The organism is Mesorhizobium sp. M7A.F.Ca.MR.362.00.0.0 (genome assembly GCF_004023175.1).
Classification (GTDB): domain Bacteria; phylum Pseudomonadota; class Alphaproteobacteria; order Rhizobiales; family Rhizobiaceae; genus Mesorhizobium.
Window position 1 is genome coordinate 1 of the sequence record NZ_RZTF01000195.1, and the last position, 11,800, is coordinate 11,800.

The 11,800-nt window shown below is 61.8% G+C and carries 9 protein-coding genes and 1 pseudogene; 3 read left to right on the forward strand and 7 right to left on the reverse strand.

Annotated features, from left to right (window positions below; translation table 11 throughout):
* Both EOC06_RS21910 and EOC06_RS21915 read right to left on the reverse strand, forming a co-directional pair.
* Positions 1 to 1,116: pseudogene (locus EOC06_RS21910) on the reverse strand (hypothetical protein); the annotation flags it as partial.
* Positions 1,113 to 2,657, reverse strand: coding sequence for an NAD(P)H-hydrate dehydratase (locus EOC06_RS21915; protein WP_128308770.1), 1,545 nt, complete (start codon positions 2,655 to 2,657; stop codon positions 1,113 to 1,115). The gene EOC06_RS21915 and the pseudogene EOC06_RS21910, both read right to left, overlap by 4 nt.
* A 358-nt stretch (positions 2,658 to 3,015) precedes the next feature.
* Between EOC06_RS21915 and EOC06_RS21920 the strand changes: the two genes are divergently transcribed.
* Complete coding sequence (locus EOC06_RS21920; protein ID WP_006205430.1) at positions 3,016 to 3,354, forward strand: P-II family nitrogen regulator; 339 nt, start codon at positions 3,016 to 3,018, stop codon at positions 3,352 to 3,354.
* Positions 3,355 to 3,419: 65 nt separating this feature from the next.
* Positions 3,420 to 4,829 carry a type I glutamate--ammonia ligase gene (gene glnA, locus EOC06_RS21925; RefSeq protein ID WP_127269124.1) on the forward strand — a complete coding sequence of 470 codons (1,410 nt, stop codon included), beginning with the start codon at positions 3,420 to 3,422 and terminating at the stop codon, positions 4,827 to 4,829.
* 741 nt (positions 4,830 to 5,570) lie between these two features.
* On the opposite strand, the gene EOC06_RS21935 is transcribed toward glnA, so the two are convergent.
* Entirely contained in the window at positions 5,571 to 6,611 is a 1,041-nt protein-coding gene (locus tag EOC06_RS21935) for a glutamine synthetase beta-grasp domain-containing protein (RefSeq protein ID WP_127260164.1), read from the reverse strand.
* Between the two features lie 316 nt (positions 6,612 to 6,927).
* On the opposite strand from EOC06_RS21935, the gene EOC06_RS21940 reads away from it, so the two are divergent.
* On the forward strand, positions 6,928 to 7,125 hold the full coding sequence (locus tag EOC06_RS21940; protein WP_128308771.1) for a DUF2735 domain-containing protein: 198 nt from the start codon (positions 6,928 to 6,930) through the stop codon (positions 7,123 to 7,125).
* A 96-nt stretch (positions 7,126 to 7,221) separates the two neighbouring features.
* On the opposite strand, the gene EOC06_RS21945 is transcribed toward EOC06_RS21940, so the two are convergent.
* The 4 genes from EOC06_RS21945 to EOC06_RS21960 form a co-directional block, all read right to left on the reverse strand.
* Complete coding sequence (locus tag EOC06_RS21945; protein WP_127321607.1) at positions 7,222 to 9,111, reverse strand: MFS transporter; 1,890 nt, start codon at positions 9,109 to 9,111, stop codon at positions 7,222 to 7,224.
* A 190-nt stretch (positions 9,112 to 9,301) separates the two neighbouring features.
* Entirely contained in the window at positions 9,302 to 10,093 is a 792-nt protein-coding gene (locus EOC06_RS21950; protein ID WP_128308772.1) for an ATP12 family chaperone protein, read from the reverse strand.
* A gap of 12 nt (positions 10,094 to 10,105) precedes the next feature.
* Positions 10,106 to 10,978 (reverse strand): DMT family transporter, encoded by an 873-nt coding sequence (locus EOC06_RS21955; protein ID WP_164748929.1) that lies wholly within the window; start codon positions 10,976 to 10,978, stop codon positions 10,106 to 10,108.
* 47 nt (positions 10,979 to 11,025) lie between these two features.
* Positions 11,026 to 11,800: RluA family pseudouridine synthase (locus EOC06_RS21960; protein WP_164898685.1), on the reverse strand; the 775-nt coding region annotated here is incomplete at its 5' end.

Sequence of the window (11,800 nt, forward strand, 5' to 3'; positions counted from 1 at the left end):
GTCTAGCCCGATGAAATGGAAACCGGCGGTCGAACCGGCCTGATGGCAACCCTGGCAGGCGCCGTTGTCCAGCCGCTCGACCAGCGCTTCCGGCGTGCGCACCAGTTTCAGCGCGGAATAATCGAGCGGTGCGAATTCCTTGGGCTGGAATAATTGCGTAAACGGATGATTGGCCTGCCGCGCGCTGCCGAAGGTCGACCATGAAATGATCTTTCTGGCCAGGAACTCGTCGGGGATTTCATAGACGCCTTCGTCGACCGCCGGCAGATTGGCGCCGACATAGGCGGCAAGCCGTGCTTTCAGCGCCGCGTCCTGCGAGAGCCGTGCGGTGTCGGGCGTGTTCTCCAGCGGCTTCTCGCTGATAGCAGCGCCATCGATGCCGAATACCCGCATGAGATAGGCCGCCTGCCCGCCGAACTCGGTTTCCTGGCCGGACGGGAAGCGCACCACCTGCGCGTTGAGCTCCAGCTGCTTGAAGGTCAGCCCGGCCTTCTCCAGCGGCCCGCCGGTCAGCCAGCCGGCATCGACGCTCTCGTCAAGCTGTGGCGTCCAGCGTCCGGCAGTGCCGACGCAGCCGCCATCGGCATCGGGCGCGGCGCTGTAGACGGCATTGAAATTGAACGGCAGGCGCGATGCCAGCAGCTTGCCGTTCTTGCGAAAACTGTAGGCCAGGCGGTAGATGAAGCGCACCTCGCCGCAGCTCCTGTCGCCTTGCAGCATGGTGAAGTCGCGACGGTCGAGCCGGTTGACGACGCCGACCAGCCGGAAGCGCGCGGCATCGGTCTTCAGCCAGCGCATGTCCATGATGCGGCCGACATTGCCGTCGGTGACCTCGTAGAGCGGCCGCCCGCCGGCCTTCATCTCGGCGCGGAGCGCTGCAACATCGGAGGCAACGATGTCGACGATGGCGTGATAGGCGGGCGCCTCGCCGTAGAGCGTCTTTAGACCGTCCTCGCCGTCAACCCCCAAAACATCGGCGAAGCCAAAACCCCCGGCATCGAGCGCGGCGAGCACCGCCGGATTGTCGACGACGGTTACAGGGCCTTCGGCGCGCGCCGTCGACGCCACGAAGGCGATAAAGAAAGTGGCAAGCAAAAGAGCAAAGGGACGGCTCATGGAGCGGCCGTGCGCGCGTCGAAGAGTTCACGCAACACCGGCAGCAGCGCCAGCGGCAGATCCTCGGCGATCAGGCCGGGTCCGAACCGGCTGCCGGCTTCAGCGTGTAGCCACACCGCCGCGCAGGTGCCCTCGAAGGGCGGCATGCCTTGTGCGAGCAGACCGGCGATGATGCCCGACAGCACGTCGCCTGACCCGGCTGTGGCCAGCCACGGCGCACCATTGGAATTGATGGCTGCCTTGCCATCAGGCGCAGCTATGACCGTGTCGGCGCCCTTGTAGACGATCGTTGCGTTGGCCCGCGCGGCAGCCGCTCGCGCCTTGTCCAATTTCGACCTGGTTTTGTCCCCGGCGATATCTGGGAACAAGCGGCCGAATTCACCCTCATGCGGCGTGATCACCAACGCTGGCGCGTTCAGGTGACGGGCGGCTTCGAACAGCGCCTGCGGCTGATGGGCCATAGATGTAATGGCGTCAGCATCAAGCACGATCGCTCCTCCATGGTTTGCAGTTTGCGATGCGCGTGCACCCTCCGCCAAGGTCTTGATCAGTTGCAGGGCGAAATCGCCGACCTTGGGCTTTGGCCCGAGCCCCGGTCCAAACACCAGCGCCTCGGGATGGCGCGCCGTCAGAAATTCCTGCACCTCCTCGAGTGACCCCGCCTCTCGCAGCATGATCGAGGTGAGGTGTATCGCGTTCACCTGCATGGCATTGCCAGGCGACAGCACGGTGACCGCCCCTGCCCCGCTTCTCGCGGCGGCCATCGCCGACAGCCGCGCTGCGCCGGTAGCACTGGGACCGCCGGAAAAGACGCCGACATGGCCGCGCTTGTATTTATGCGCGTCCACCGCCGGCACCGAAAATTCCCGCAACCACAGGTCCGGCACATTTTCGAAGGTCGAGACGGCGAGCTGGGCGATGATGCCGTCATCGATGCCGATATCGGCGAGCACGATCTCACCGCATTGCCCGCGCCCCGGCAGCAGCAAGTGGCCGGGCTTTTTCCGCGCGAAGGTGACGGTGACCTCGGCACGAAACGCCCTGCTCAATATTTCGCCGCTGGCTCCCGAGACGCCCGACGGCAGGTCGATCGAGACCACAGGCAGGCGCAGGGCTGTCACGGTATCGACAGCTTTCGCGGCATCGCCGGACAGCGGCTTGGACAGCCCTGCCCCATAGAGCGCGTCGATCACGATCGAGCCGAACTCGGCGTCGAAATCAGACAGCGGCCGGGACTTGACCAGCGATTCCGCGGCGGCGAGCGCCGCATCGCTTTCCGGCCTCGGCGCTCCGGATGACCAGATCGTTATGCCGACGCCGCTGCCGGCCAGGAGGCGTGCGACGACATAGCCATCGCCGCCATTGTTGCCGGGCCCGCAGAGCACATGGATGTGCTTTGCCGAGGGATAGCGCTTGAGCACCTCGGTCGCGACCGCTTCGCCCGCGCGCCGCATCAGGCTGATTCCATCGGCCGGACCGGCCGCGATCGTCAGCCGATCAGCCTCGCTCATTTCGGCCGGGGAAAGAAGTTCGTTGCTCATGGATTGCCGATCCGCATGCTATCGCGCATTGTCCAATTTCGATCCTAAGCAAACAAGGGGGAGTTGCCGAGATCTGCAGCCATAACGTCGGCACGAAGGCATCGCGGGCAGAAAATTGCCTGCGGGATAGGCGATATGCCTGATTTTTGTGCGGACGCGGGTGCTGGCGCTGTGTAGGCTCTGGCAGCCCATGCCGCTTCCGGTGCAGCGAATGACGCGAATTTGCATCCCGGTGCGGCGTGGCTTTGAAATCTTATGAGACCGCTTCGAATCCGCTGAATTGGCACAGTTCGTGCTTGATGGAGGCGCAAGCGGGGGGTCACAACCCGTTTTTTTGGCAGTGGAGGCCACTTTTTACATGAAAAAGATCGAAGCGATCATCAAGCCATTCAAGCTGGACGAAGTGAAGGAAGCGCTTCAGGAGGCCGGACTGCAAGGCATAACCGTCACCGAGGCAAAGGGCTTCGGTCGTCAGAAGGGCCATACCGAACTCTACCGCGGCGCCGAATATGTCGTCGATTTCCTGCCCAAGGTGAAGATCGAGGTCGTGCTTGGCGACGACGCGGTCGAAGGCGCCATCGAGGCCATCCGCAAGGCGGCCCAGACGGGCCGCATCGGTGACGGCAAGATCTTCGTCTCCAACATCGAGGAAGTCGTGCGGATCCGCACCGGCGAAACGGGCATGGACGCGGTCTGAACCGACCGCCCCATCCTCCTGAAAACGTCATCATCAAAAAAAGTCATCACACAGGGATACACGACATGACGACAGCCAAAGACATCATGAAGCAGATCAAGGACAACGACGTGAAATTCGTCGACCTGCGCTTCACAGACCCGAAGGGCAAGCTGCAACACGTGACGATGGATGTCATCGAGGTAGAGGAAGACATGTTCGCCGATGGCGTGATGTTCGACGGCTCGTCGATTGCCGGCTGGAAGGCCATCAACGAGTCCGACATGGTGCTGATGCCCGACCCGGAAACGGTTCACATGGATCCGTTCTTCGCCCAGTCAACCATGGTCATCCTGTGCGACATCCTCGATCCGGTTTCGGGTGAATCCTACAACCGCGATCCGCGCGGCACGGCCAAGAAGGCCGAGGCTTACATGAAGGCCGAAGGCATCGGCGACACCATCTTTGTCGGCCCGGAAGCCGAATTTTTCGTCTTCGACGACGTGAAGTACAAGGCCGATCCCTACAACACCGGTTTCAAGCTCGACTCCACGGAACTGCCGTCGAACGACGACACCGACTACGAAACCGGCAATCTCGGCCACCGTCCGCGCGTCAAGGGAGGCTACTTCCCGGTGCCGCCGATCGACAGCGCGCAGGACATGCGCTCGGAAATGCTGACCGTGCTCGCCGAGATGGGCGTGCGCGTCGAAAAGCATCACCATGAGGTGGCGGCGGCGCAGCACGAACTCGGCATCAAGTTCGACGCACTGGTACGCAACGCCGACAAGATGCTGATCTACAAATATGTCGTGCATCAGGTCGCCAATGCCTACGGCAAGACGGCGACCTTCATGCCGAAGCCGATCTTCGGCGACAACGGCTCGGGCATGCACGTCCACATGTCGATCTGGAAGAACGGCAAGCCGACCTTCGCCGGCAATGAATATGCCGGTCTGTCGGAAAGCTGCCTGTTCTTCATCGGCGGCGTCATCAAGCATGCCAAGGCGATCAACGCATTCACCAACCCGCTGACCAATTCCTACAAGCGCCTGGTGCCGGGTTACGAAGCGCCGGTTCTGCTCGCCTATTCGGCGCGCAACCGCTCGGCGTCCTGCCGTATCCCGTTCGGCTCGTCGCCGAAGGCCAAGCGCGTCGAGGTCCGCTTTCCCGATCCGGGCGCGAACCCCTACCTCGCCTTCTCCGCGCTGCTGATGGCCGGCCTCGACGGTATCAAGAACAAGATCCATCCCGGCCAGCCGATGGACAAGGATCTCTACGACCTGCCGCCGAAGGAACTGAAGAAGATCCCGACCGTCTGCGGCTCGCTGCGCGAAGCCCTGCAAAGCCTCGACAAGGACCGCGGCTTCCTGAAAGCCGGCGGCGTCTTCGACGACGACCAGATCGACAGCTACATCGAGCTGAAGATGGCCGAAGTGATGCGCTTCGAAATGACCCCGCATCCGGTCGAATACGATATGTATTACTCTGTCTGAGGCTTCAATCTCAGACTAAGATACGCCATAATAACCAAGCCCTTGAAAGACTTCCCTCTTTCAAGGGCTTTTTGCTGCGCTCCAATAGGAATTGCCAGCCGACCGGCATGTCTCGCCTGCGCGGCAGCCACGCATGGACAGCCATATTGGTCTTTCGTCTTCGACGATCATACGATGCCTGGATTCTAGACCCACGGTCCATCGGAGCGGCCGGCCTGTGCGCGTCGGTCCGGTGACTTCAATCACTACTCGGCGATGTCCGGTGAAGATCAAGGCGGCCGGTCGGTCGCCAACGTTGGAGCCAGGAGCGAGCGGAGCACTGTCTCAGGCTACAGTGACCGCTCGTCCGGCGCCCACGCCAATGCCGCCGTTCAGAAAACCCCGCCCGTCCGAACAGCATTGCGTGACGTAACCCCAAGGCCTGCGAATACGCATGCCGTAGCGTGATCTGTCAACGCTGCAAGCCGGGCCGCGAATGACCGATTCTGCTGTATGAACAGATGCTTATGGAAGGTCCATTGCCCCAGATAAGGGCTGGAAAAGGCGCTTTTCCGGGCTTTATAGGGAGCGATCGCCGGAGGCTCACATGGCTGCGGCCAGAACTTCCGGGCGATTTGCGACCGCGTGAATTCCCTGACTTTTTCTGGGTATGTTTTACCAGGAATGCCGTCAGCCGGGTAACGGCCAAAAAAGAACCCCGGCGCGAAACGCCGGGGTCTTCTTGTCATGCAGTCGAAACGCTTACGCGGCGGCCGAAACCTGAGCGCTTGCCGGAACCGAGGCGATCGTCTTCAGGATCTGCGAGGCGATCTGGTAGGGGTCGCCCTGCGAGTTCGGACGGCGGTCTTCCAGATAACCCTTGTAGTCGCTCTTGATGAAGGAATGCGGCACGCGGATCGAGGCGCCACGGTCGGCAATGCCATAGCTGAACCGGTTCCACGGCGCGGTCTCGTGCTTGCCGGTCAAACGCTTGTCGTTGTCCGGGCCGTAGACGGCGATGTGATCCATCAGGTTCTTGTCGAAGGCCGCCATCAGCGCCTCGAAATAGGCCTTGCCGCCGACTTCGCGCATATAGGCGGTCGAGAAATTGGCGTGCATGCCCGAGCCGTTCCAGTCGGTGTCGCCGAGCGGCTTGCAATGGTATTCAATGTCGATGCCGTACTTCTCGGTCAGGCGCTGCATCAAATAGCGGGCCATCCACATCTGGTCGGCGGCTTTCTTGGAGCCCTTGCCGAAAATCTGGAATTCCCACTGGCCCTTGGCCACTTCGGCGTTGATGCCTTCGTGGTTGATGCCGGCGGCGAGGCAGAGGTCGAGATGCTCCTCGACGATCTGGCGCGCAACGGAGCCGACATTGGAATAGCCGACGCCGGTGTAGTACGGACCCTGGGGTGCGGGATAGCCGCTCTCGGGGAAGCCGAGCGGCCGGCCGTCCTTGTAGAAGAAATATTCCTGCTCGAAGCCGAACCAGGCGCCCTCGTCATCGAGGATGGTGGCGCGCTTGTTGGAGGCATGCGGCGTGACGCCATCGGGCATCATGACTTCGCACATGACCAGCACGCCGTTGGTACGGGCGGGATCCGGATAGACCGCAACCGGCTTCAGCACGCAATCGGAGCTGTGCCCTTCGGCCTGCTGGGTCGAGGAACCATCGAAGCCCCACAGCGGCAACTGCTCGAGATCAGGGAATTCGGCGAATTCCTTGATCTGCGTCTTGCCGCGAAGGTTGGGGACCGGGGTATATCCATCGAGCCAGATATACTCGAGCTTGTATTTCGTCATTCTAGCCTCTCGTTGCTTGATCACCGAACACTGAACGGCGTCGACATGCGTCTGCCGTCAGCAGCCGGCCTGCCGCATTCTTAAAATGCAATTCGTGTGCCATTCTTGGTGTGGAGGGTGCGGCAAAATTGACCCGGTATCCACTCAAAGTCGGTGATCCGCCTAAGCGATGCGTTCCGATCAATCACAGTCGTTCTTTGCACAAATAGTGTGCAAATGCTGATCTTTTCATAGGCATATTGCCTAACTTGATTGCAGACCTTATCTTCAGATCAAGTTGAATCGAAAAGGTTCGGCGGAAGAAAGGAACCCGGCAATGGAAATCATTTCCACACGACCGTCGGCCAAAATTTTGATGTTCCCGGCGCCAGCGCGCCTCTCTGCCTCAAATTTGAGCGGGAAGGCTAAGTTTGCGGCAGAGCTTGCCTCGCTGCGTGGTGCCCGCGCAGACTTCGGCGACGGCTGGTACCATGAGGCAGCCATCGAGGATGAGACCCGGGGCCGCAAGAGCTGACACAAAGGGCAGCAGCCCTCGCCAACGAATTGGCCTGAAAAGAGAAAGCCCGGCGCGATTGCTCGCGCCGGGCTTTCTTTTGAACACCGGGCCTGCCTACTCCTTGGCGTGCAGGTCGGTGCCGAGCGTATCCTTGACGAAGATCATGCCGATGACCAGCGTTATCGCCGCGATCACCACCGGATACCAAAGGCCATAGTAGATGTCGCCCTTGTAGGCGCTGAGCGCGAACACGGTTGCCGGCAACAGGCCGCCGAACCAGCCATTGCCGATGTGATAGGGCAACGACATGCCGGTGTAGCGAATGCGGGTCGGGAACATCTCGACCAGGATCGCCGCGATCGGCCCGTAGACCATGGTCACGAACAGCACCAGGATGAACAGGATGCCGATCGTCATTGGCCAGTTCACTGCTGCAGGATCGGCGAACATGGCGAACGCGCCACCACCCGGAATGTTGTAGACGGTGACTTCGGGTGCGCCCGCCGCCTCGTCGGTGGTCAGCAGCTTGTCCTTGACTGCCTGGTCGATCGGCACCGTCGCCTTCTCACCGGCACGGATGGCAGCGGCATCCAGCTTCAGTTCCGGGTTGGCGGCAACAAACGCATCGAGCTTCTGGTCCGCAACCTTGGCTGCCGCGCGCTTCAGCGGATAGCCGCCGTCCTGCAGCGACATGTTGACGGCCTTGATGAAGGCGGCTTCCTTGGCCTTGGCCTGATCGCCGGCGGCGATGGCGTCATAGGACTCGACCGTCTCGTTGCCGATCTTGACAGATGCGGGTGTGCCGGCGGCGGCCGTCGACACGACGTCATAGGGAACCGAGTTCTTGGTCAGGAACGAGGTCGCGATATCGCAGGATGTCGTGAACTTCGCGGTACCCACCGGATTGAACTGGAACTTGCAATCTCCAGGTGCCGCCGTCACCGTCGCCCGCGTGTTCTGCTGGGCTGTGGCAAGCGCCGGATTGGCAGCCCAGGTCAGTGCCTTGAACAGCGGGAAGGTGCATACAATCGCTAAGGCAAGGCCCGCCATGATGATCGGCTTGCGGCCGATCTTGTCGGAGAGCCAGCCAAAGACGACGAAGAAGATCGAGCCTACTGCCAGGGCGATCGCGATCATGATGTTGACCGATTGCGCGTCGACCTTGAGCACGTTGGTCAGGAAGAACAGCGCGTAGAACTGGCCATTGTACCAGACCACGGCCTGACCGGCGGTGAGGCCGAGCAGCGCCAGCAGTGCGATCTTGGCGTTCTTCCATTGGCCGAAGGCTTCCGTCAGCGGCGCCTTGGAGCCCTTGCCCTCATCCTTCATGCGCTGGAAGGTCGGCGATTCGGAAAGCGAAAGCCGGATCCAGATCGAGATGCCTAGCAGCAGGAAGGATACGAGGAACGGAATACGCCAGCCCCAGGCAGCATAGTTTTCCTTGCTCAATGAAGCCTGTACGATCAGGATCACAACCAGCGACAGGAACAGGCCCAGCGTCGCCGTGGTCTGGATCCACGAGGTATAGTAGCCGCGCCGGTTGTCCGGCGCATGTTCGGCGACGTAAGTGGCCGCGCCGCCATATTCGCCACCCAGTGCCAGGCCCTGCAGCATGCGCAGGATGATCAGGATCACCGGAGCGGCGATGCCCAAGGTCGCATAGCCAGGCAGCAAGCCGACCAGGAAGGTCGACAGGCCCATGATCGTCATGGTGACGAGGAAGGTATATTTACGGCCGACAAGATCGCCGATGCGGCCGAACAGCAATGCGCCGAACGGGCGCACCAGGAAGCCGGCAGCGAAAGCCAGCAGCGCGAAGATATTGCGGGTCGCTTCCGGGATGGCTGGACTGAAAAAGGTCGAACCAATGAACACTGCCAGCGAGCCGTAGAGATAGAAATCATACCATTCGAAAACGGTGCCGAGCGAGGAAGCGAAGATGACTTTCTTCTCCTCCCGCGTCATGGCGCGGCTTGCTCCGCCGGCGGTCGATGCTATTGCCATTTCGTTATCCTCCCGTGAGACCCGTTCTCGATGCTGCGCGACACCGTCCGCGTTCTCCTCCGAGCACGGACTCAACGACAGCCATTCGGGAAAAATGACAGAAAGCGCCCGCCAAAGGCAGCGCGTCTTTGGGATTATGACTTTGGTATTAGGTGCGCTGCGGAATGAAACCGGGCGAGCTGGGAAACCCTTAGCCCTTGAGCGCTTCCAGCAGGCCGACAGCAGCCATCATGTCGTGCTTGCGAGCCGCGCGGCGGGCAACGGCTTCGGCGTCCTGCCCCCAATGCTCGATCTGCCAGTCCTCGTCGACATGAGCCGCGGCCCATGCAGCCTCAGCGTCGATCTCGCCGAAATCGACAGCCAGCGCCAGCAGCGCCGAACCTGTGAGCGACGTCATCACATGGATGGCGGCGAGACGCAGCGGCTCTGTTCGCTTGGCAAGATGGCTGCCCAGCACCGCGATGGTCTCACGCGGCTGCTCGACATGGATGATGCCCTCGGCGAGATTGAAGCGCACCCCAAGTGTTCCCCTCGCCCAGTCTATCACCGAGTCCCAATGCTGGTTCTGCCGCTCCACCAGCCCTTGCGGCGCGTCGGCGCGGTAACAGAGCAGATCGGACGAGGCGAAGCGCAGAATGTCTTCCAGCACCGCCTGCGGGTCGCTGGCGACGCCATCGATGGCGGTGTTCACAAGCCGCATCACCGGCATGGTCACCGGATTGATGGTCTCGCTTTGGGTGGCGAACTCGTCGGCGACGAGCGCGGCTGCCGCCTCGGTAGGCACTGCCAGCAGCGCCTTGCCCGGCGTGCGCACCGGCTTGCCGTCGAGATGCACGGCAAAGCCGCCTTCGACCGGCGCGACCGAGACGGTCTTGTAGAAGCGCTTCGGCAGAGGCGTCTTCATCTGGATTTGGGCGCGGCGCACCGGATCCGGATCCGAAAGATATTTGCCCGCTTCAAGGTCGTTGAGGATGTCACGCATAGAAGGTCTCTCTTACACCGGCGTCAGCTTGCGCACTGGCCGGTTGACGATGATCAGGCCGGCGGCAATCAGGCCAAGTGCCAGGAAAATGCGCATGGTCAGCGGCTCATTCAAGAACATGGCGCCGCACAGCACGCCGAAAACCGGCGACAGGAAAGTGAAACTGGACAGGCCTGACGCCGGATAGCGCCGCAACAGCCAGAACCACAGCACATAGGTGAAGGCGACGATGTAGACAGCCTGGAAGAGCAGCGCCAAGGTCGGCAGCACGGTCGGGTCGCGAACGGGCGGGCCGGCGAGAGGCAGCACCAATATGCCGACGATCGCTGCCCCGGCGAGTTGGTAAAGCAGAAGCTTCTCGGCGCTCGCCTCGACCAGCTTCGACCGCTTGATGAGGATGTTGGTCAAAGCCCAGAAGAATCCGGAGCCGAGGCTCAGCAGATCGCCGAACAGCATGTCTCCGCCGCCGCCAAGCTTGTCGGAAAACACCGCGACAAGGCCGGCAAAGGCCAGCAGCAGGCCAAGGAATTTCCTCAATGTGATCTGCTCACCGAGCAGGAAATGGCCGCCGAGCAGCATCCAGAACGGCATCGTGTTGACCAGCAGCGTGTTGCGGGCAACGGTCGTATGCTCCAGGCCGACATAAAGGCAAAGGAACTCGATGCCGAAAAGCGCGCCAACCACGATGCCGGCGAGCAAGGTCCCGTCGCGCGTGAAAAGCGCGATGCCGCGCCACCGGCACCAGGCAAAGACACACAGGCCGCCGATGATCGAGCGCGCGATCGACAGGAAGACCGGGTCATAACCAGCGTAGGAGATCTTGGCGGCGACGTAATTCAACCCCCAGGAAAAGGTCAGCCCGACCATGATGGCGGCGGCGGCCATGTCGACCGTGTCGCGCCGGTCGAGCGCGTCACTGGCGCCGCTCACGATCAGTCCTCCGCGCTGGCGTCGTCGAAGCCGATCAGGTTCCAGCTCTGGCGCATGTGCGGCGGCATTGGCGCGGTGACATCGATGACGCCCTTGTCGGGATGCGGAATGATGATGCGGCGGGCGTGCAGATGCAGGCGGTTTTGAATGCCCCCTGGAAAGTCCCAGTTGGTGTCGGCCTCGAAATATTTCGGATCGCCCAGGATCGGGCAGCCGATGTAGGCGGCGTGGACACGAAGCTGGTGGGTGCGGCCCGTATAGGGCTCCATTTCAAGCCAGGTCATCGTCTGCGCAGCCTGCTCGATGATGCGGTAGTAGGAGACGGCGTGATCGGCGCCCTTTTCGCCATGCGCGGCGACACGCACGCGGTCACCGTCCGGCGTCGGCTCCTTGATCAGCCAGGTCGAGATCTTGTCCTCGCGCTTGGGCGGCACGCCCTTGACCAGCGCCCAATAGGTCTTCTTGGTCTCGCGGGCGCGAAACGCTTCCGAGAGCTTCATGGCGGCCAGCCGGGTGCGGGCGACGACCAGAACACCTGAAGTGTCGCGGTCGAGCCTGTGAACCAGTCTGGGCTTCTCGCCCTTCTGGCTGCGCCAGGCCTCCAGCATGTCGTCGACATTGCGGGTGACGCCCGAGCCGCCCTGCACCGCAAGGCCCGCCGGCTTGTTGAAGACGAAAACCTTGGGATCTTCATGGATCAGCATTTTCGACAGGACATCGGCATCGCCCTGGTTGCGGATCGAGTGGCCGGTCAGCGCACTCTCGCCCTTCTTGTCG

Coding starts and splice junctions, on each gene's coding strand:
- EOC06_RS21915 (WP_128308770.1), bottom strand. CDS start 2,657: ATGAGCAACGAACTTCTTTCCCCGGCCGAAATGAGCGAGGCTGATCGG.
- EOC06_RS21920 (WP_006205430.1), top strand. CDS start 3,016: ATGAAAAAGATCGAAGCGATCATCAAGCCATTCAAGCTGGACGAAGTG.
- glnA (WP_127269124.1), top strand. CDS start 3,420: ATGACGACAGCCAAAGACATCATGAAGCAGATCAAGGACAACGACGTG.
- EOC06_RS21935 (WP_127260164.1), bottom strand. CDS start 6,611: ATGACGAAATACAAGCTCGAGTATATCTGGCTCGATGGATATACCCCG.
- EOC06_RS21940 (WP_128308771.1), top strand. CDS start 6,928: ATGGAAATCATTTCCACACGACCGTCGGCCAAAATTTTGATGTTCCCG.
- EOC06_RS21945 (WP_127321607.1), bottom strand. CDS start 9,111: ATGGCAATAGCATCGACCGCCGGCGGAGCAAGCCGCGCCATGACGCGG.
- EOC06_RS21950 (WP_128308772.1), bottom strand. CDS start 10,093: ATGCGTGACATCCTCAACGACCTTGAAGCGGGCAAATATCTTTCGGAT.
- EOC06_RS21955 (WP_164748929.1), bottom strand. CDS start 10,978: ATGGCCGCCGCCGCCATCATGGTCGGGCTGACCTTTTCCTGGGGGTTG.